We start from the raw sequence: 21,762 nt of genomic DNA on the forward strand, positions 1-21,762 counted from the left end.
CCTCAAAAAGAGCAAAAAATTTATTTTTTTATGCCAATATAAATATAATGATGGGCTGAGCCTTCAAAATTATAAAAATTAATAGGATCATAATCACCTAAAAATAGAGTTTCAAAAGGCTTAAAAAGCTCTGTTAGCTCATCGGTATTTTTAACAAAATGTATATAAGTTGTTTCATTTAAACGACCTTTTATACTCACTTTGCGTAATCCATTTTCATTTTCTTTTTCGCTATTTTTAAAATAATAATTTTTCTCGCTCATCATCGTAGCAAAAAGTATGCCATTTTGATTTAAAATTTCATAAAATTCTAAGATATTTTGTTTAAGCTTTGTTTTAGGGATATAATAAAGGCTTTGATTAGCAAAAATAATATCCATTTTTTCATCAAAAAGCCCTTTGATACTTGAGTTTGGTTCTATGATTTTACAATACCCCCCCCCAGAGTTTTAATCTTTTCATCCCAATTTTTTTGCAAACTTGGCACAATATCCACACCAAAAGGTTTAAAACCTTTACTTAAAAAATACCTAGAATGCACTCCATTTCCGCAACCAAAATCAAGCAAATTTCCGCTTGTAATGCCAAGTTTGTATTTTAAAATTCTTTCATAAAATCGTATTACATGAGAATCAGGATATAAAAGTCCATAACCATTTTCATCGTATTTTTGAGTGTAAGTTTTGAGTGAGTCTCGCATCGTTCTTCCTTTATTTTAATTTGTTTTTAAGTTTAAATTCATTGAATTCATTTTTATAAAAAAGATCAAGATTATAGTGTTTTTCAACGATCTTCCAGAATTTTTCCCTACTAATGCCTGTAAATTGACAAAAGTCTTCTATGCATTTATTATCGAGTTTGTGATCTTTTTGCTGAATGATTTTTATTGCTTCTTCTCTGCTAATAAGGCCATATCTTACAAAACGAGATGCGTAATCACTTGCCATTGCATGGCCAAATTTTGGGTATTTCATCCAAGCATGTAAAATATATCCTATGCTGTCAATTTGATCAAAATTTTCTGCACAATGGCTTCTATCCCATTCACCTTCTAAATCATTAAATCCACGACTTTTGGCAAAGATATAATTTGCATAAGAATTCCATTTTACAAAATAACTAAGATAAATTGGGTCGAGTTGGTTAAGATCGTCTTTTTGAGGATTAAAAAAGAGTTGAAGATTTTCTTCTTTTATTTCATCATCGATAAATTCACTAATATCTAAATCACTTGCTACGCCGTTTTCAAAAATAGCTTTTGCACTAGGGGTCTCTTTATCACCATCCCCCCCCCATACTCATAACTGACATTTTCGCCATAAACAAGCAAAGGAGTGTTAAATTTCAAAGCCATGCCAAAAGGAAAGCTATAAATAAGTCTATCAATAAACCAAGTAGGTTTGCCGTATTTTTCAAAGGTTTTTAACATCACTTTCTTTTGAGTCTTAATATCTGGCTTTAGCGTGATTAGATGACAACCAAAAGTTTCGCTTAAATTCCTTAAATTTTTCTTGCCAGCTTCTGTCATGGTGAAATTATCTTCTACGCTAAAAAGCACAGGATTCATACCTAATTTTTCTTTCATGATATGCACTTGGAGATGTGAGTCTTTTCCCCCGCTTACTGCTATAGCACAATCGTATTCAAATTTGCCATTCATTCTGCGGTATTTATCGCATAGTATTTCAAGCTCCTTAAATCTTGCCCTGTAATCAATCTTTTCTTTGTTTTTGTGATTTATACAAGCTGAGCAAATGTTTTTGCCATTCTCATCTTTGAAAAATTTAATGCCAGGGCGAGTGTTTGGCATCACGCAGTGTTCGCAATAAATCATTTTTTCCTTTTTTATGAAGTATTGCAAAGTATAGCTAAAATTAATTAAAACGGTATTTTAGGAAAGTATTATTGTGGTGATTTTGGCATAATGAGTTGTAAATTTGTTCATTAAAAATTATTCCACCTATGTTAAAATCAGCATGGATGTTTGAAAATTTTTCTTTAAATTTAAAAAGCGTATCATCATCTTTTACTCCGCCACCTAAAAGACAAAAATGAATTCCTTTTTGATGAGCATATTCAAAGAAAAAATCTAAAAGTGCAGCATTTGCGTTAGCTTTTAATTTATTTGCACTTAGATGATAATAGGCTAAATTTTGACACAAGAGAAAAGAAGCATAAGCAAGAATTTCTCCATTTAAACTTGCTTTTATGATTAAACTTTCTTTAAAAGAAAAAAGTTTTTCAAAATAATCTTGGTTGAAAAAATAAAAATCATTAGCATTGTTTCTTTGCATTGTTTTATCATAAAGTTGTTTAAAGGCTGTGGCTTCATTTTGGGTGCAAAATTCAATCTTAAGTTCTTTCCGTGCTTTTTTTACATAAGATCTAATGCGTGGGCTGTAATGCAATCTTATATTTTGAAGTTCTTCGTGTGTGGCTACGACGATAATGCTTTTATTTTTGGTGAAAAAATGAAGTTGCGGTTTTAGCGTAGTGCAGATAAAATCAAAAGGGTGAAAGCGGATAAAAAATGCGATGATATTTTCTTTTAAAGCCTTTTCTTTTAGTTTTTCTAAGGCTTGTTTTAAAAAAGTTAGATCGTTAGTGTTACTATAAAATCCACTGTATCCATAGGGACTTTGTAAATCATAAAATGAGGTATTTGGAATTTTTTCTTTTATTGCTATGGTTTTAAAATAAAAATTATCTTTTTTAAATTCAAATTCAAAAACTTCGCCATAAAGCTTAGCATAAAAATTTTGAAAATAAATATCATCTTTAAAATGAGTTTGGAGTTTGGGATTTTGCTTTAGAAATTCTGCAAGGCTTGTTTTGTTCATTTTCCAAGCCTCGTAATTTGTAGATCCCCCCCCCCAGTAGCTTTAGGGTTGATTTTTTCACCTTCTACGATAAAAAGCCTATCAATCAAGCCTGTTTCATCTTCTATGCTTTGAATTTTAAGACTTGTTTGAGTAAAATTATTATTTTTATAAAGTTTTGCAATATCTTCTTTATTTGAAAATCGTATCATTCCTACATGAGTATAAATTCCACCATTTGGAAGTTGAAAATTATCTTTACTCTCATCATAGCCCACGATACCTTTTGCTATAGTGCTAGAATAAAACTTACCGCCTATTTTAAGCTTTGAAATAGCCTTATCAAAAATGCGTTTTGTCTTGTTAAAATCATTACAACAAAGCGAACAGCTATCGATAATACAATCAAAACTCTCATCTTTAAATTCATCTAATTTCACTTCATAATCGCCGGTTAATATTTCATCAATTTGTATGCTTAAATTTTCATCATCTAAACGCTTTTTAAATCTCTCTACCCCCGTTTTACTCCACTCAATCCCACTTACCCTAAAACCTTCTCTTGCACAAAACCATAAATTAGCTCCTGTACCAAGTCCTAGTTCTAAGATATGAATTTCATTTCTATTTTTAGCATTATAAAAATTCCTTGCGATAAATCTTATTAAGTTTTCGCTAGGGTATTTACCCCATTCTTTGTTAGTAAAAATTTCATTCCATAAATTTGCACTATTCATATTTTGGTTTATCCCATTCTATTATTTAAAATTTGATTTTTCATTTTTATCCTTTAATTAAATTCTAAAACTTCTTTATATTTATCTTGTTTAGTGTTAATGATTTGATTTTTATCGACTAAAAAAGAATTTCCATCATAAATATATTGTCCGCTCCCCACTTAAGGTGCTTTCTTTGATATGATTTAAATTTTTAGAAAAACTCACTTAAGTACAATGATAAAATCCGTTTTTATATTTTTGCCTTCTTTCTTCTAAAAATTGTTTTAAAAGCACATTTTGTATGATTTATAATTTTTGCCCTTCAATAATATAAAGCTCGTTAAGATTTTTCTCTAAACTTGCAAAACGGGCGATTTTAATGTCGGTGATTTTATAATTTTTGCCATTATAAAGCTCTTTTAAATCCTTCTCATCACAATACCTTATAACACCTGTAAATGCATCACTGCCAAGAGTTGGTTTGCAAAGATGATAGCCTAAACTTTCATTTTGTTCAAAGCCTTCGTTATTAAAACTAGGGGTTATAGAGAAAAATTTACCTCCACTTTTTAGCTTTGACACGGCTTTTTCTACAATGGTTTTAGTTTTTTTAAAATCATTATAAGCTAAAGAATAGCTATCTATCCACGCATCAAAACTCTCATCTTTAAATTCATCTAATTTCACTTCATAATCGCCGGTTAATATTTCATCAATTTGTATGCTTAAATTTTCATCATCTAAACGCTTTTTAAATCTCTCTACCCCCGTTTTACTCCACTCAATCCCACTTACCCTAAAACCTTCTCTTGCACAAAACCATAAATTAGCTCCTGTACCAAGTCCTAGTTCTAAGATATGAATTTCATTTCTATTTTTAGCATTATAAAAATTCCTTGCGATAAATCTTATTAAGTTTTCGCTAGGGTATTTACCCCATTCTTTGTTGGAAAAAATATTTTCCCAGATTTCTTCATTACTGCCGATATTTTTTGAAATTTCTTCGTTGCTTATAAATTTTTTCATTGATTTACCTTTTTAATTAAAAAGAGTTGCTAATCTTGTTTTATTTTTTTTGCCTAAAATACCACAAGATAAAGCTTTTTTAAAAATTTTTGGATGATAAAAACTTGGATCTTGTTCTTTGATATTTTGACAAATTATATCACAAAGTTCTATGCCAATAGTATCAATGATATTAAAAATATTTCTTTTATCATAAAGTAAATCATAAATTTTTTGACAGTCTTCATATGGATAATTCCACACTTCTATCATTTTAAAAAAGGTTGAAATTTCACGAAAAAGAAGTAAATTTCCTAAAGCACCACGATTTGTTTTTGAGTGCAAGAGGTAAAATCCTATTTTTTCTAAATCTTTAAGCAAAATATTATCATGTGAGTATTCTACTAAGGGAATAAAAATGGGATTAAAAAAGTGGAGCAAAGCGCAATCTAAATCTTTTACACTAAAAGAGCTAGAATTTGAAAAAATTTGATTGTGGTTTTGTTTGAGTTGTGTGATATAGTGAAGTTTTAATTCTAAATTTTCTTCTAAACTTTCTACGACAATGCAACGGGTGATTTTATCAAGTTCTTTAATGACTTGCATTGAACCTTTTTCAAAGGCTGAAAAATCAAGTTTTTTTGACAAAATTTTAATGAATTTATCGCAATCTTGGATACAAATAGGGCTTTTATTATAAATTTTAACTTCATAGCCCATTAAATAAAACAAAGCAGTAATTTGCTTTCCCATATTTCCAAAACCTAAAATGCTAATTTCTTTCATTGTTTTTTCCTTGTTTTAATGAGAGTTTTTGAAAAGATAAGTTGTTTTTCTTCATATGATTTTGATAAAACAGTGTGAGCGCTTACGGTGCAATCATCTGCCAGTATTACATTAGATAAAATGCTTGATCTTGTACTTACAAAGCAGTTTTTTCCTATTTTTGCATTTCCATTAAGTGTTGCATAAGGGCTTAAAATACTGCCGTTTCCCACTTGACAATCATGCGCAATGCTAGAATAAATATTACAAATTACAAATTCACCCATCAAAGAATTTGCACCCACAAAAGCAAAAGGACAAATGATACTTCCTTTGCCTATTTTAGCGTCTTTTGCCACAAAAGCACTGGGGTGAATGAATGTGAAAAAAGAGCAAGATTTTAGAGAAAGTTTTTTGATGATAGTGTTTCTGATTTTTATTTGTCCTATAGCAATGATAAATTCGGCTTGAAAGATGAATTTATCGTCAAAATTATCTTCATTTCCCAAATAAGCTAAATTATAAAATTCATTTTCTTTGATGTCGATATAGCCTAAAATTTCGCAATTTTCACCTTGAAGATAAGAGTAAATTTCTTTTGCAAAACCTCCACTTCCAACTATAATAAGCTTTTTCATGCACTTCTCCTAAAAGAAGTAAAAATGCTAATTCCCCCCCCCATAATAGAGAGTTTATTATAAAAAATGCTTCTTTCTTCTAAAATTTGAGTGTGTTTTAAATGAGTGTTAGAACCCAAAAAACTACCTTTTTTCACAAAACATTCTCCATTGACTACCGCAGCAGTGGAAATATGACAAAAATCTTGCACCGTGCTATCGTGCTCTATGAGTGCCTTAGAATTAATAATGCAAGCTTTGCCAATCTTTGCATTGACATTGACTAGGGCTTGATGCATTATAATACTTGCCTCATCAACAAAAGCATAAGGTGAAACATAGGCTAGGGGTGATACGATGGTAGGAAGCTTAAAACCTATGCTTTTTAATTTTTCATAAATTTGCATTCTTTTGTATGCGTTTTTAATTTGCCCTATGGCAATGAAGGCAAACTTATAATGCTTAAAAAGATTTTTCAAATCATCATCACAACCTAAAATAGGATATTTAAAAGACTTTTGTGTGGCATCATTAACCACAAAACCTGCAATCTTAAATTTATTTTCAAGTTCTATCACATCAATGCAAGAATTTGCGTGTCCACCTGCACCAATGAGTATGATTTTTTCTTTCATTATTTCACCCTTACACTACTAGGTAAATTCACTAAGCATTTTTCCAAATTTTTAGTCACCAAAAGTTCATCTTTTTGACAAGCTTTAAAAGGTTTAAGGCTTGGCAAACTTTTCCATACTGGACGCACGAAAATATTATTTTCCAAACACTCTTGCAAAAAAATATTTCTTAAATTCTCATTTTTAAAACACAAAGTGTTAAGCCAAAAATTACTTTTTGAATTTTTGCTTTCATCTATGAATTTACAAGCTTTATGGCTTGCAAAAAAATCTTTATAAATTTGTGCTAATTCTCTTTTATTTTCTAAGAAAAAATCCAATTTTTCAAGTCCGGCAAGTAAAATTGCAGCATTTATGTTGCAAAGTCTGTAATTATAGCCTATTTCATCGTGATCGTATTCGTAAGGATGAGGTATTTTGGCAGTTGTACTTAAATGTTTTGCGATTTTAGCTAAATTTTCATCATCGCACAAAATCGCCCCACCGCTTCCGCCTGTGATGATTTTATTGCCATTAAAACTTAAAATTCCACATTTGCCAAAAGTGCCTAAGGCCTTGTTTTTATAAGTACTTCCTAAGGCTTCTGCTGCATCTTCGATTAAAATAATATTATAATTTTTGCAAATTTTACAAAGCTTTTCTATGTCTGCACTAAGCCCAAAAGTATGCATTACAACGCAAGCTTTGATGTGTTTGTGCGTGGTTTTGTTGTAGGTAAAGCCATTTTTTTGATAAGTATGATTTTCCAAAAAATCTTGTAAGGCTTTAGGACTTAGACTCAAGGTTTCTTCATCAATATCTAAAAAAATGGGCTTAGCGCCTGTATAAGCAATAGCATTTGCTGTTGCTATAAAACTAATACTTTGCGTGATGATTTCGCAATTTTCATTGATATCATTAGCAAGTAAAGCGATATGAAGCGCCGCAGTGCCTGTGTTTGTAGCGATAACAAATTTAGCTTTTGTTTTTTGCTTTAAAGCTTCTTCAAAACGCGTTACAAATTCACCCACGCTTGAAACAAAACCGCTATCAATGCATTCTATTAAATATTTTTTTTCATTGCCTATAAAACAAGGTTCATGCAAGGCAATTTTTTCTTTATCAAAAAGCTTCTTAATAAAAGCAATTTCTTTTTCAAACATTGTAAATTTCACTTTTATAATTTGCTAAATTTTCTCTAAAATATTCTATACTTTGCCTCAAACCTTCTTCAAGACTTATTTTGCTTTGCCAATTGGTCGCGGCTTTAAGTTTGCTTGAATCGCAGCATAATCTAAAAACTTCGCTATTTTTTGGACGCAATCTTTTTTCATCTTGAATGATTTTTACATTTGAGTTTAGAATTTTTTGTATAAGATCAAGCGCTTCTTGCATGGAATATTCAATCCCTGAGCCTATATTATAAACTTCTCCAAAATGATTTAAATTTAAAAGTGAGATAAAGCCCTCGCAAGTATCAAGGACGAAATTTAAATCTCTTGTCGGACTTAAATCCCCAAGTTTTAATTCTTTTGCTCCGCTTAAAATTTGTGTGATGATAGTGGGTATAATGGCCCTTGCGCTCTGTCTTGGGCCATAAGTATTAAAAGGGCGTGCAATATTTACATTTAAATTAAAAGAATTATAGTAGCTAAGCGCCATCATATCCGCTGCGATTTTACTAGCAGAATAAGGGCTTTGAGGTTGCAAAGGGTGTTTTTCGTCAATAGGCACATAAGAGGCTGTACCATAAACTTCACTTGTAGAAGTGTGGATAAAATGTGAAATTTCATTTTTTCTAGCAGCTTCAAGCATATTTAAGGTGCCTTTTACATTAGTATCCACATAGCTTTGTGGTGCTTCGTAAGAATAAGGAATGGCAATTAAGGCTCCAAGATGAAAAATAGCATCCATTCCTTTAGTGATTTTTTCGCAAAAAAAACTATCTCTTAAATCTCCGCTTATAATTTCCATATCTTTTAAATAAGGACTTTTTTCCAAATGTCCCCAAAAATTAAAAGAATTATACTGGCTTAAAGCCCTTACTTGATAGTCTTTTTTAACCAAACTTTCGCAAAGATGCGAACCTATGAAGCCATCTGCTCCTGTGACTAAAACATTCATTTAAAATCCTCTTCTTTTAAAGCCGTGCCAAATTCTATATTCTTAGTGGCACTTTTGCCTAGAATTTCTTTATAAAATTTAGGATGAAGTCCAAAAGAAGGACGCACAGATTTTACATTTTCTTCGCTAAAAATTTCGCCTTTTTTAATATCTTTGCTTGCATACAAACTTCTCGCAAAAGCACGGTTTTTAAGACTTTTGTCATCTAAACTTAAATTACCATCTCCCAAAGCACTTTCAGCTTCTCTTACTGCTTCAACCATGGCCTTAAATTCATCAAAATCAAGGCTAAATTTACTATCTTCACTTTTTATATTTTTATCAAGTATAAAATGCTTTTCTATCACTCTAGCTCCTAAAGCCACTGCCATAACAGGAGCTAAATATCCAAAACTATGATCGCTTAAACCTACTTCAACATTAAATTTTTCTCTTAAACTCACTATACCTTTTAAATTCATATCAGAAATTTTTGCCGGATAAGCTGAAGTGCATTTTAGAAAGATTAGATTAGGATTTTTAACTTCTTTGAAAATCTCACATATTTTAAAAAGTTCTTCTTCGGTAGCAATGCCGGTTGAAATGATAGTAGGTTTATTTTCCTTAGCGATTAAACGAACGAAGTTTTCATCATTGGCTTCAAAAGAGGCAATTTTATAAGCACACATATCAAAGCGTTTTAAAAATTCCACATCTTCTTTTGCAAATGGGCTTGAAAAACAAAGTATTCCAACATCTTGTGCGGCTTCAAAAATTTGAGAATGCCATTCATAAGGTGTTCTGGCTTTTTCATAAAGCTCATAAAATTTACGCTTATCCCAAAGTCCACCTTTGATGATAAAATCATCTTTATCGCAATTTAGTGTTAAACTATCTGGGGTGTAGGTTTGAATTTTTATCGCATCTGCACCAGCTTTTTTAGCTGCTTTTATTGTTTCTATCGCCGTATCAAGACTTCCTGCGTGATTTGCACTAAGTTCTGCTATTATAAAAACTTTTTCATTTGTATCAAAATTTCTTATTAACATTAAAATAGCCTTTGTTTTTGTTGATATTATATCGGTTTTTTAATTTCGAAATTTAAAAATTTATAGAATTTTATTTTATTATTTTTCAAAAATAATTTTGTTACAATTTCAGACTTTAAAGTTAATTTTTAGGAAAACAAATATTATGAAAAATATTAGAAATTTCTCTATCATAGCACATATTGATCATGGAAAATCAACTCTTGCAGATAGGATTATAAGTGAGTGCGGAGCCATTAGCGATAGGCAAATGAGTTCACAAGTTATGGATACTATGGATATAGAAAAGGAACGCGGTATCACCATAAAAGCACAATCTGTAAGATTAAATTATAAGTTAAATAATGAAAATTTTGTTTTAAATCTCATCGACACTCCAGGACATGTGGATTTTTCGTATGAAGTAAGCCGTTCTTTGGCAAGTTGCGAAGGGGCTTTACTTGTAGTAGATGCCTCTCAAGGAGTAGAAGCACAAACTATAGCTAATGTTTATATAGCACTTGAAAATAATCTTGAAATCATCCCTGTAATCAATAAAATCGATTTACCAAACGCCGATGTAGAAAAAGTGAAACATGAAATCGAGCATATTATCGGTATAGATTGTGAAAATGCCATTTGTGTGAGTGCTAAAACGGGCGTGGGCATAAAAGAACTTATAGAAACAATTATTACTAAAATTCCTGCACCAAAAACAAATGACGAAGCACCAACTAAGGCTTTGATTTATGATTCTTGGTTTGATAATTATTTGGGTGCTTTGGCTTTGGTTAGAATTTATGAGGGTGAAATTGCCAAAAACGATGAAGTTTTAGTGATGAGTACAGGTAAAAAACACACTGTGCAAGATCTTTTCTATCCTCATCCTTTAAACCCTATTAAAACCAATGCTCTAAAGTCTGGCGAAGTGGGTGTTGTAGTGCTTGGGCTTAAAACTGTGGGTGATGTGCAAGTGGGTGATACGATCACTTTAGTTAAAAATAAAGCCAAAGAAGCAATAGGCGGTTTTGAAAAGGCTAAGGCTTTTGTTTTTGCAGGACTTTATCCTATAGAAACAGATAAATTTGAAGATTTAAGAGATGCTTTGGATAAATTGAAACTCAATGATAGTTCTATCACTTACGAACCTGAAACTTCTTTGGCCTTAGGCTTTGGCTTTAGAGTTGGCTTTTTAGGGCTTTTACATATGGAAGTGATTAAAGAACGGCTTGAGAGAGAATTTAATCTTGACTTAATTGCTACCGCACCAACCGTAACTTATGAAATTTATCAAACCGATGGTGAGCTTATAAAAATTCAAAATCCTAGCGAACTTCCACCGGTAAATAAAATCGATCATATCAAAGAACCTTATGTAAAAGCCACTATCATCACACCAAGTGAGTTTTTAGGGAATTTAATCACTCTTTTAAATCGCAAAAGAGGTATGCAAGTAAAGATGGACTATATCACACCTGAACGCGTTTTGCTAGAATACGATGTGCCTTTAAATGAAATCGTGATGGATTTTTATGATAAGCTAAAGTCTTTGACTAAGGGTTATGCAAGTTTTGATTATGAACCTATTGAGTTTCGCGTAGGCGATCTTGTAAAGCTTGATATCAAGGTTGCAGGTGAGAATGTCGATGCGCTAAGCATTATCGTGCCAAGTGAAAAAGCCCTTAGCAAAGGAAGAGAATTGGTAAGTGCGATGAAAGAAATCGTGCCAAGACAACTTTTTGAAGTAGCGATTCAAGCAAGTATAGGTAATAAAATCATTGCAAGAGAAACGGTTAAATCTATGGGTAAAAATGTAACCGCTAAATGTTATGGCGGAGATATTACTAGGAAAAGAAAATTACTAGAAAAGCAAAAAGAAGGTAAAAAAAGAATGAAAGCCATAGGCAAGGTAAATTTACCACAAGAAGCCTTTTTAAGCGTGCTTAAAATTGATTGATTTTACTAAAATGCGAATTTCATAAGGTAAGATTAATGCCAAATTAATTTTTGGCAAAATCTTTGCGTTTAATCCAAGCCGCACACAGCAACCGAAAAAATTGCATCATCTTAAGTCTTTAGTATGGTAAAGTAGTGGTCATCTTGAGCGTCAGTGAAGGATTTCTATGCTTGAGCGTGGTTTTTAGAGTAGAGATTCTTTGTTTCGTTACACTTCACTTAGAATGACAAAGTAAGTTGTTTTAAATAGAGATGTTTCGCTACGCTCAACACATGACAAAATAACTTAAAATGACAAAATGAGTAACTTAAAATGGTGGATTTAGGCAAGGTCTTCGAATGGCTCACAATGATGAGAGAATAACAAAGAATGCTTACAACGACAAAGCACTATATGTAGCTTAAGTTAAATTTGAAATTCTTGTATTTTAACAAGAATTTCATTGTAAAGAATTCTCAAAATATTTTAAATATTTTCATTTTCAAAAAAGCAAAGTGGTTGTTTTTATTACCTTGCTTTAAAATTGCTTGAATTCTTTAAATCATTTTCTAAATTCAAGCAAATTTTAAAAAATCTTAGAATTTATATTTAAACCCAACTTGACCACCTACATAGGTTTAGTTTTTACTATCTACTTTACCTGCTAAGATTTGCTTAGCACCAATACCTGCATTAAGACTGAATTTCTCGCTGACATCTACATTACCTCCTATAACAACTTGGGCATAGGTTTTTTTCTTTTCATCGCTTTTCACACTTGGAAGCTCAACGCCGCCTAAAGTTGCCACAAAATCATCTCCGTTATTTAATACATACTGTTTGATTTTTGGAGTGATGAAAAGATAAGATTCTTCACTCATATATTTTCTAAATTCAGCACCAAGTTCTAAACTTAAAGAATTATTACCAGCACTTTTAACATCTTTTCCTGCTATGCCACTTTCTGTATAACTTGGAGTGTGTGCGTAGTAGTAATTTGCTCCCGCAAAAGGTTTGATAAATAAAGTATTATCACTAAAATCAAACACATAACCCACATTAGCACTTAAGCCAAAGAATTTTCTAGTAAAATCTGCACTGTTTATGGTATTAAATCCTGAGTTGAAAATATCTTGATCGCTTGGTGAAAGTTGCCCAAAAGCTTTTACATTGACTTCCACTTTAGGTGCTACGCGTATGTTTGAATAAACACCAAATTGAAAGTTATCAGATTTTTGATTTAAAAGATTGTCTTTAATTTCTGCATCAACATAAGTAAAATATGCTCCTAAGATCACATCATCATTTATCCTTCTATCCATACCTATGGTAGCACCATATAATGCTCCACTTTCGCCATCTATAATATTTGCACCACCAATTACATTTCCCCAAATGCTGTTTTTATAATCATCTATCATTTGTCCATAAATATCATTGGCTGCAAATCTTAAATTTGAAAGCTTGCTTGCATAGTTTCCATAAGGATTATTAAGCATAGCTACACGAGAGCTAATCGATACATCATTAGATACATTGATGCTTGAATTTACACCTGAACTTGCTGAGTTTAAATTTGAGATTGATTTGGCTGAACTTTTGATATCGTTGGCGACTTTTTCGCCTACTTGTTCAAGTTTTATTGCCATAGAAGATTTTGCATCTTTTAAATTTTCAAGTCCATCTAAGATCTTAGAAATAAAGTCTTTGTTGGAAGTTGAGATGCTTTCATCAGCTTGAACAAATATATCATTGCTTACTCTATCAAGTCCACTGTTGGTTATTTGACTGATTTGTTCTGTTTGATCATTATATTTGGCTAGGGTTTTTTGTATATCGTTTTTTCAGCTTCGTTAATTGATGTCCAGTTTAGAAGGTCTTCAAGTATTTCTTTCATGTTTGTTAAACTTGTAATCTTATCTTCTAAAATTTGTTTGTTGTTTTTTGAATCAAGATAAAATTCAAAATTAGGCGATAAAATGAGTTGATTATTTGTTAGTTTAAGTGAATAATGTGTAGGGATTCTAGCAGAGAATGACGACTCTAGTCTTTCTATAGAATAAAATTCTTTATAATAACCATAGTTTGTTAATGAAACTCGACTAAGATCGACATTTAAACCCTTAGTTGCATTAATAAGTATCAAATCTTCTTTTAAGAGTTCTTCGTTTTCGTATTCAATCTCTAAATTAGAGTTAAAATTCGCTTCGCCATTGACTATAATAGAACCTTTAGTATCATAAAGGCTAATTTGAAGATCTTCTGAGTTTAAATTTCCATTGATAGTAAGTGAAGGATTGCTACCTTCTAAGTTTTCATATAAGTCTATAATATTACCTTGTTTCATTGAAGTGAAATCGCCTTCTCCTTTAAAATTGACATTACCATTGATAGAATTTGCTTGAGAGTATTGAAGAAGTATGTTTTCTAGAGTAATTTCTCTAGCACTAAAAGAAGAATCATACATTGATGTTATCATGACAGGTGCTTTGATATCTAACTTGTTAGAACCCATATCGATATATAAATTATCTTGTTCTTCGCGTAAATTAATATTTAAATTTTCTTTTCTATACTCTTCTTTTAAAACAAAATATTTATCTTTGCTATCAAAATAAGTTTCAATATTACTACTATCAAGATCAATACTTTGTGCTAAAGCATTTACGCAAAACAAACTAATCCCCGCTAAAACTTTACTTGCTGAAAGTGAAATTTTTACCATGTTTATCCTTTAAATTGAATGTTGAAAATTCATTATACCCCCCCCCGTGAAATTAGGCTTAAATTTTGTATAGTTGATTAAAAAAAGCAAATGACATATTGATAATTTACGAATGGTAATTTGAAAGATTAAATTTTTAAATAAGTTTGAAGATTTCTTGTGCTAAAAAGCACAAGAAATTTATAACCAAAAATAATAAGCTGCGATTGCGATGATAAAAGAGCAGGCAATATTTAGATAAATTCCTACTTTAACCATTTCACTTTGCTTGATGTGACCTGTACCAAAAACTATGGCATTTGGCGGGGTGGCAACTGGCAGCATGAAAGCACATGAAGCACCGATAGCAATGATTAATGCAAGTCCAAGCTCAGGAACGCCAAAAGCAGGAGCTATGGAGATAAATAGCGGAACCAAAAGTGCAGCTGAAGCAGTATTTGAGGTAAATTCTGTCAAGAAAACTATAAAGAAAGAAATAACAAGGGCAATCAAAAAGACATTTTGATCTTTAATTAAATTTGCAATGCCATCTGCTAAGAGTTTGCTTGCTCCAGAGTCTTTTAAAATAACGCTTAAAGTAATACCGCCACCAAAAAGCATTAAAACACCCCAATCGGTATTTTCTTGTACTTTTGTCCATTTAATAACACCAAAAGAACACACTAAAATCGCAGCACCAATTGCGATAATGCTATCAAAACTGTCAATTTTTTTAAGATTTAAAAGTGAGCTTAAAAAAGGCTCGATCTTAGCGCTAAAAATCCATAAAATGGCAACGAAAGCAAAAATGGCTAAAGTAATGTATTTTTTCAGATCCATAGGAATATCTTCAATTTGCATAGTAACTTCTTGTTTAAGCTTCGGTTTGCAAACAGCATAGAGAGTAACTATCATCAAAGGCATAAAGATGATAACCATTGGAATGCCGTATTTTAGCCATTCAGAAAAAGTAATATTTAAATTTGTAGCAACAATAGCATTTGGCGGAGTGCCTACTAAGGTTCCGATGCCTCCTATACTTGCACTAAAAGCAACGCCAAGTAAAACAAAAACATAAGTACTGCGATTTTCTTTTGGATCGACATTAGAAAGCATTCCAAGTGCCAATGGAAGCATCATCGCAGCGGTTGCGGTATTGCTCATCCACATTGATAAAAATGCGGTTACAGAGAAAATATAAAGTATAGAAAGGGCGAAATTTCCACGCGCTAAAGCTAAAACTTTTCTAGCGATGATTTTATCTAATTCTTGATAATGCATAGCTGCAGCTAAAGCAAAGCCACCAAAAAATAAGAAAATATTTGAATCTGCAAAGCTATTTAAAGCCTTAGAAGTGCTCATAAGCCCCATACAAGCTGCCAAAATAGGGATTAATAAAGCCGTAATTGTAACATGCAAAGCTTCGCTTAACCATAAAATAGCCACAAAAATCAAAATTGCCAAAGCTTGATTGATTTTTGTTTCAAAAGGTAAAAAAAGAAGCAGAGCAATGAATATAGCAATATCTACTATCACAATACTTGCCTTAACAAAAGGTGACATAGGTAAAACTCCTTGTAAAATTTTGATTAATAAAAGTAACAATTATATCTAAAATCTCAATTTTGTGCCAAAAATTTAGAAGATATTTTTGTGCTTTTTATTTTTATAGTGTAACTTTTTTATGCATTAAAGCCTACGGTTTTGACGGTATCAAAACTTGAGTTTAACTCTTTTTGTATGAATTCTAAAAAATCAGTCATTTTGAAAATTCCATCTTTAGATATGGCTACTTTTAAGGCTGTATTTTTAACCACCATAATAATTTGCGCCCCGCTTAACTCATAATTTGCTAAGATATTTTTATCAAATTTTTTATCAAATTCTGCGTTTTTCGGTAAAGCTTTTTCCCATATTAATAATCTCTCTTTAAAATTAGGCTTTTTAAATTCTATTTTATAGTCAAAACGCCTTGAAAAAGCACTATCTAAGCTTTCTAAAAAATTAGTAGTGGCGATGATTACTCCACTGAATTTTTCAATTTGTTCTAAAAAAATATTTTGCATTTGATTGTGCATTTTATCAGCACCCGAGCTACTTTCAACACGCGTGCTTAAAAATTGATCTGCTTCATTTAAAAGCAAAATAGGACTTTGTTTGCAATTTTGTGCAATTTCCTTATAAGTGTCGAAAATTTTTCGCACATTTTGCTCGCTCTCGCCTACATATTTGCTTAAAATTTTGGAACAATCAAAGCTTAAAACAGCTTTTTTCATTGATTTTGCCATGCTGAGTGCAGACATTGTTTTTCCAGTCCCTGCAGGGCCATAAAAAATGATTTTTGCTTCAATATTTTTATTTGTTTTAATACCCCACTTACTTAAGCGTTCTAAGACTTGTTTGTTTTGTTGTTTTAAAATATTTTGCAAAAGTTCTTTTGTTTTTTGTGGCATTATTACATCGTTAATATCCGTGTTTGGCTCTATAAGTTCAAATATATCTTGTTCTTTTAAAGCATTTTTAAGCTGAATTTTTTTGTTTTCTTTTGGTTCTTTAAAATTAACAATTCTTTGTAAAACTTCATCACTTAGAAAAAAACTTTTAGTAATTTCTCCGAAAGGATTTAAATATTCATCATAATCAACCAAATTTCTTTCAATAAGTTTCGAGTTTTCATCCAATAAATTTTTATTTTTCAATCTTTCAAATTCGCCTTCACTCACCAAAAGCAACAAAGAATTCATCTCTCTTGCGTTTGAATTTTCACCACTGATGGTGTATTCTTCTTTTAAAAGTGCTAAAAAGATAATTTGTTCTTTAAGATTTAAATTGTTTTCTTTGAAAATTTCTGTTAAAACATTGGAAAATTTGCTTGATTTTAATCTTTCTTTAATGTGTTGTTCGTAGTTTTTGATTTGATTTTTTAATTCTTTATTGGTTTTGCTTGAATTTAGAAAACTTAATTTTTGATATAATTCAATGCGGTTAAATTCATCTTTTAAATAATCTAAATAATCTTCATAAGCTCCGGTTTTGGACATATTAAACAAAGGTTTGTTTTCTAGAAATTGTAAAAAATGCTCGCTTAAGCCAATATCGTTTTGCAATAAATTTAAAATAGAGCTCTGCATTTTTCCAAATTCATTATTTTTAAAAATATTTGTATTTTGTGTAACATAGCCAAGATCTATTAAGTGTTTTAAGTCCTTTAGATGATCTAAATATTTGTATTGTGCTTGCCCAAAAATTCCTACCAGCAAGCTAAAGGTATTAACATTATAATTTGCCCCAACATGATTTTTGCAAAGCTCTTGCAAGATTAAAGCCTCGTTTTCATTACATTCTAACTCTTTAAAAATTTGGCTTGTTTTGATATTTTTGCTGTCTAAAAATTCTTTTAATTTTTCCATTATATTTCCTAATTAATTCTTTTTAGAATGATTTTAATTTTATTTTTTTTCTCATAAAAAGATATTTTAAGATCGCATATTTCATATTCAATCTCATAATTTTGAGAATTAATCTTTTGTTTAAAACCGCAATGTGTTTTTTCTAAATTTTTTCCATTAAAAAGAGGTTTGGCTAATAAAATATCGCTTAAAAAATCTTCATAATAATAATTTTTAAAATATTTTGCATTAAATGCAAGCTTAGGATAGCAAGCTTGATTTGCACAAATTTTTTTATCAATTTTGAGTTTAAGGATTAAATGGGCGAGCTTGTAAAGCTCAAGTTTAATTTCTTGCTTGTTTTGTTTTAAAAACCCTGCATCTGCAATTTTAATTTCAGGACTTAAAAGAGCAAAATGCGCAGTCTGGGTTTTTGTTTGCGTAGGTTTTATAGCACAAGCGCTTAAAAAAAATATTAAAAATAAAGCAAAATATTTTCGCAATTTCGTAACAACTTATTTTAAATTTTTAAAACTAATATTTAGTTCTAAATTTAACTCTTTGACAAGCTTCATCACGCTTTGAAGATCATCAATTTGCTTTGCAACCACGCGAATTTCTTCTCCACGAATACTTGAAGTTACTTTTAGCTTGCTGTCTTTGATGGCTTTATTGATTTTTTTAGCATTTTCGCTATCAATTGTATCGTTGATTTTTAAATTTAAACGAAACATTGCGCCACTTTCGCGAGAAAGCTCTTTAATGCCTGCAGGATTTATGCCTCTTTTGATGAGTTTTGAAATGATAATATCTTTTAAAACATCAAGTTTTCCTTCGCTTGAAGAACATAGCTTAAATACACTTTCCTTTTCATTTAAATCAATTTCATTTTTAATACCTTTAAGATCGTAGCGACCATCAAGCTCTTTTTTAGCTTGTTCTAAGGCATTTTTTAATTCTTGTTTATTAATTTCTCCGCTTATATCAAAACTATGTTCATTTGCCATTTTCTATCCAAGTTTTAAGATTATTAAATACAATATCGATTAAATTTTCTAAAGATTCGACACTTGCCCAAGCCACATGCGGAGTAATGATAAGGTTTTCTTTGTTTTTGATGCTTAAGAGTGGATGATCTTTTTTCATGGGTTCAAATTCTAAAACATCAAGCCCTACGCGTATGTTTTTTTCATCTAAAATTTGAGCCAAATCTGCCTCGTTGATGATCCCACCTCTGCCAACATTGATTAAAATGGCATTATCTTTTAGGAGTTTTAGCTTTTTTAAAGTAAGTAAATTTTTTGTTTTATCGTTTAAAGGTGCGTGAATGCTTATAATATCACAAGTTGTAAGCATTTCTTCTAGGCTAACTTGCTTGAAAGTAGAGTTGTTATTTTTTCCTGAAGTGGAGTAATAACAAATATTTGCACCAAACATAGTAGAAATTTTAGCCACTTCTTCGCCTATGGTGCCAAGCCCTATAATGCCGTGTTTTTTTCCTGCTAGAGTATGAAGAATTCTGCTATAATCTGTAAATATAGGACTATTGCACCATTGTCCTTGCTCGCACCAAGTTTTATAAAAAGGAATTTGACTTAAAAAGGCAAAAAGCAAAGCAAAGGTATGTTGCACAACGCTTTTAGTTGAATATCCAGCAGCATTTTTTACTATGATGCCTTTTTGTTCTGCGTAAGCGACATCGATATTATTTACTCCAGTGCCTGTTTCAAGGATGAGTTTAAAATTGCAAGCATCAATCACTTCTTTGTCAATGATGATTTTGTTGATCATAATAACTTCTGCATCACCTATCCTAGAAATCACTTCTTCTTTTGGTGTTAAATCATATTTTATAAATTCACCCAAGGTGGAAAAGGCAGATAAGTCACTTCCGCCTAAAGTTGCTGCATCTAAGCATACAATTTTCATTTTTATCCTTTTTGCTAAATTCTTGTGAAATCTAAGGACATTATTTTATAATATGTCCTACAAATTTGGAATAATTATCCAAAATCATACCCCCTTTTCTAAACCCTAAACCACAACCTTCATAAGCAAAGAAAACACCCGCTTGGTAGTATTCATTTTCGTGTTTATTAAATTCTGTGTATTCTTGATAGATGAAGTGATTATTTGCATAAGGTCCCATTTTTTCTTCTATTATGGTGTTGTTTTCAATTATGCTAACATTTGCACCTTCTCTACCAAAAACAGGTTTTTTAACACATTTTTTACCTGCTAAAGGCTCATTGCTTGTTTCTAAAAGTAAAGGATGATTTGGGTAAAGTTCCCATAAAATTTTCAAAATTCCCTTAGATTGAAACAAAAGTGTATAAGCTGGGTTTAAAATAATGGCTTTTTGATTGTTCATAATTTGCGTTAAAAGCATGGCAAGTTCACCTTCTTCTATGGCAATATCTTCCCAAGGAATGAGTTTAAACCAATATTCATAATTAACCCCATCTTTAAAAATTCCATCTTCACTAAATTCTACTTCATCTACATAAGAAAAATTGGTTTCAAAACCTGCTTCGCTGGCTATGTGTTCGAGTAGTTTTGTCGTCATTTCTTCTTCTTTGTTGCCTGCAACGCTAGAAAAAAGAATTTTCCAACCTTGATAATGTTCTTCAAAATCTTCTATGCTTTCATCTAGCGTGATCAATCTTTTAAAATTATCCATCAAGCTTTCATAAATACTGTTAAATTGTGCACTCTCATCCATACCGTTTTGTTTTAAAATGGCCCATTGTAAAATAGCACTTTCAAAAAGAGCTGTTGGAGTATCTGCGTTAAATTCTATGAGTTTGATAGGTTTTCCATCAAGCCCACCAGCTAAATCAAAACGCCCATATAAATGCCAATGCACTTCATTTTCCCAACTCATTTTAATTGCATCAACGAGATTAAAAGGAATGCCAAGTTCATCAAAGCGATTATTATCAATTACTTCTTGTGCGGCGGCTATAAACATATCATAAAGTTCATTGGCCGCTTCGTAGTATGCATTAGCTTCGCTTTCTTTTACAGCGACTAATTTATCACTTACATAAGCACTACCATCATTGTCTGTGTGCCATGAAAAACCTATACTTTCAAGATAATTTTCTTGTAATTTTTCTACTTGTATTAAATTCATTGTAAAACCTTAAGAACCAAAAGATGAGCTTGAACTTGTAGCTTTAGAACCGCCACCAAAAAAGCCTGATTTTGTAGTGCTTGTTCTAGGCGTTGTGCTTCCTGCTTTGTTAAAGCTATTTACGCTTCTTTGATAGGCGCTTTGGTTTGAAAATGCCCCGCGTTGTTGATTTGCAAAATTTTGATTATTAAAGAGTTTAGAACCTATCCAACTTCCCAAAATTGCACCCGCTGCACTTGCAAGCAAGGTTTCACCCAAAGAAAGACCTCCACTACTAACTTGTGCATTATCTTTGGTTAAATTTGAAGTTCCATTGTCGATTTTTGCAGCCTCTTCTTTAATAAGGGCATCCATTTCTTCTTTAGTTAAAACCCTTTCTGTGCCATTGAGATCTTGTAAAACTACTCTTGTTTCGTTGCTTGGGAATTGCTCTTTTATTTTATATTGTCCTGGTGCGGTTTCTTCGATAATAACAAAAGCACCTTGTGTTTGGGCTACTTGACTTAGTGTGTCGTTGTTTTCATTGCTACCACAGCCTACTAACACACCGCTTGCAACTGCTGCTACTCCGCTTATCATACCAATTTGAATGATTTTTTTAATTTTTTTCATTGTTTTTCCTAAGAATTTAAAGATTTTTTGCAAAATTCTAACAAAAAATAATCAATTAACTCTTAAAATTCAAAATATTTAAAAGAAGATAAAGATGCAGGAAATAAAAATGTGTAATTATGATAATAATTATAAAAGAATGTTTTTGTTGGAAAAAACTTTTCTTGAAGAAATTTTAAAATGGAATTTAAGTAAAGTTTATTATATTAGCAAGCATAGCAATTGTAGGTATAAAAGCTAAGTCCATCATTGATATTTTAATAGTAGTGAAAGATCTTGAAAAAGTCGATGAAAAAACCGTGAATTTGAAAATTT

At 31.2% G+C, this 21,762-nt stretch carries 18 protein-coding genes and 3 pseudogenes; 1 reads left to right on the top strand and 20 read right to left on the bottom strand.

Annotated features, from left to right (window positions below):
• Positions 1-20 precede the first annotated feature (20 nt).
• From AAH949_RS02285 to pseI, 11 genes and pseudogenes are all read right to left on the bottom strand, one after another.
• Positions 21-700, bottom strand: a pseudogene (locus AAH949_RS02285) (class I SAM-dependent methyltransferase).
• Positions 701-710: 10 nt separating this feature from the next.
• Positions 711-1,834: pseudogene (locus AAH949_RS02290) on the bottom strand (N-acetyl sugar amidotransferase).
• Between the two features lie 40 nt (positions 1,835-1,874).
• Positions 1,875-2,840: a hypothetical protein gene (locus AAH949_RS02295; RefSeq protein ID WP_348518860.1), complete on the bottom strand. Its 966-nt coding sequence runs from the start codon at positions 2,838-2,840 to the stop codon at positions 1,875-1,877.
• Positions 2,837-3,556 carry a class I SAM-dependent methyltransferase gene (locus AAH949_RS02300; protein ID WP_348518861.1) on the bottom strand — a complete coding sequence of 240 codons (720 nt, stop codon included), beginning with the start codon at positions 3,554-3,556 and terminating at the stop codon, positions 2,837-2,839. The genes AAH949_RS02295 and AAH949_RS02300 overlap by 4 nt, the downstream gene beginning before the upstream one ends.
• 288 nt (positions 3,557-3,844) lie before the next feature.
• The gene (locus tag AAH949_RS02305) at positions 3,845-4,564 is read right to left on the bottom strand and encodes a class I SAM-dependent methyltransferase (protein WP_134238525.1); all 720 of its coding nucleotides are present in this window, start codon (positions 4,562-4,564) and stop codon (positions 3,845-3,847) included.
• A 12-nt stretch (positions 4,565-4,576) separates the two neighbouring features.
• Positions 4,577-5,329: a 3-hydroxyacyl-CoA dehydrogenase NAD-binding domain-containing protein gene (locus AAH949_RS02310; RefSeq protein ID WP_348518862.1), complete on the bottom strand. Its 753-nt coding sequence runs from the start codon at positions 5,327-5,329 to the stop codon at positions 4,577-4,579.
• Positions 5,326-5,946: a NeuD/PglB/VioB family sugar acetyltransferase gene (locus tag AAH949_RS02315; RefSeq protein WP_348518863.1), complete on the bottom strand. Its 621-nt coding sequence runs from the start codon at positions 5,944-5,946 to the stop codon at positions 5,326-5,328. The genes AAH949_RS02310 and AAH949_RS02315 overlap by 4 nt, the downstream gene beginning before the upstream one ends.
• Positions 5,943-6,560 (bottom strand): acetyltransferase, encoded by a 618-nt coding sequence (locus AAH949_RS02320; protein ID WP_348518864.1) that lies wholly within the window; start codon positions 6,558-6,560, stop codon positions 5,943-5,945. Before AAH949_RS02320 ends, AAH949_RS02315 begins: the two co-directional genes overlap by 4 nt.
• Positions 6,560-7,702, bottom strand: a complete 1,143-nt coding sequence (locus AAH949_RS02325; protein WP_348518865.1) for a LegC family aminotransferase — start codon at positions 7,700-7,702, stop codon at positions 6,560-6,562. The genes AAH949_RS02320 and AAH949_RS02325 overlap by 1 nt, the downstream gene beginning before the upstream one ends.
• Positions 7,695-8,663: a 4,6-dehydratase LegB gene (gene legB, locus AAH949_RS02330; RefSeq protein WP_348518866.1), complete on the bottom strand. Its 969-nt coding sequence runs from the start codon at positions 8,661-8,663 to the stop codon at positions 7,695-7,697. The genes AAH949_RS02325 and legB overlap by 8 nt, the downstream gene beginning before the upstream one ends.
• Complete coding sequence (pseI, locus tag AAH949_RS02335) at positions 8,660-9,691, bottom strand: pseudaminic acid synthase (protein WP_348518867.1); 1,032 nt, start codon at positions 9,689-9,691, stop codon at positions 8,660-8,662. Before pseI ends, legB begins: the two co-directional genes overlap by 4 nt.
• 145 nt (positions 9,692-9,836) lie before the next feature.
• Here pseI and lepA point away from each other — a divergent pair, with 145 nt between their 5' ends.
• Positions 9,837-11,627 carry a translation elongation factor 4 gene (gene lepA, locus AAH949_RS02340; RefSeq protein WP_348518868.1) on the top strand — a complete coding sequence of 597 codons (1,791 nt, stop codon included), beginning with the start codon at positions 9,837-9,839 and terminating at the stop codon, positions 11,625-11,627.
• A 617-nt stretch (positions 11,628-12,244) separates the two neighbouring features.
• Here lepA and AAH949_RS02345 read toward each other — a convergent pair.
• From AAH949_RS02345 to AAH949_RS02385, 9 genes and pseudogenes are all read right to left on the bottom strand, one after another.
• Positions 12,245-13,441, bottom strand: a pseudogene (locus AAH949_RS02345) (autotransporter outer membrane beta-barrel domain-containing protein); the annotation flags it as partial.
• A complete protein-coding gene (locus AAH949_RS02350; protein WP_348518869.1) occupies positions 13,426-14,331 on the bottom strand; it encodes a hypothetical protein in 906 nt (301 codons plus the stop codon). The gene AAH949_RS02350 and the pseudogene AAH949_RS02345, both read right to left, overlap by 16 nt.
• Positions 14,332-14,511: 180 nt before the next feature.
• Positions 14,512-15,873, bottom strand: a complete 1,362-nt coding sequence (locus AAH949_RS02355) for a DASS family sodium-coupled anion symporter (protein ID WP_348518870.1) — start codon at positions 15,871-15,873, stop codon at positions 14,512-14,514.
• 119 nt (positions 15,874-15,992) lie between these two features.
• Positions 15,993-17,720, bottom strand: a complete 1,728-nt coding sequence (locus tag AAH949_RS02360; protein ID WP_348518871.1) for an ATP-binding protein — start codon at positions 17,718-17,720, stop codon at positions 15,993-15,995.
• A gap of 8 nt (positions 17,721-17,728) precedes the next feature.
• A complete protein-coding gene (locus tag AAH949_RS02365) occupies positions 17,729-18,202 on the bottom strand; it encodes a hypothetical protein (RefSeq protein ID WP_348518872.1) in 474 nt (157 codons plus the stop codon).
• Between the two features lie 12 nt (positions 18,203-18,214).
• A complete protein-coding gene (locus tag AAH949_RS02370) occupies positions 18,215-18,706 on the bottom strand; it encodes a YajQ family cyclic di-GMP-binding protein (RefSeq protein ID WP_134238513.1) in 492 nt (163 codons plus the stop codon).
• Positions 18,696-19,628, bottom strand: coding sequence for a D-2-hydroxyacid dehydrogenase (locus AAH949_RS02375; protein WP_134238512.1), 933 nt, complete (start codon positions 19,626-19,628; stop codon positions 18,696-18,698). Before AAH949_RS02375 ends, AAH949_RS02370 begins: the two co-directional genes overlap by 11 nt.
• Before the next feature lie 40 nt (positions 19,629-19,668).
• Positions 19,669-20,835 (bottom strand): glutathionylspermidine synthase family protein, encoded by a 1,167-nt coding sequence (locus AAH949_RS02380; RefSeq protein WP_134238511.1) that lies wholly within the window; start codon positions 20,833-20,835, stop codon positions 19,669-19,671.
• A gap of 9 nt (positions 20,836-20,844) precedes the next feature.
• Positions 20,845-21,447 (bottom strand): UPF0323 family lipoprotein, encoded by a 603-nt coding sequence (locus AAH949_RS02385; protein WP_348518873.1) that lies wholly within the window; start codon positions 21,445-21,447, stop codon positions 20,845-20,847.
• Positions 21,448-21,762 lie beyond the last annotated feature (315 nt).

It is taken from the genome of Campylobacter sp. CCS1377, from assembly GCF_040008265.1.
GTDB lineage: Bacteria > Campylobacterota > Campylobacteria > Campylobacterales > Campylobacteraceae > Campylobacter_D.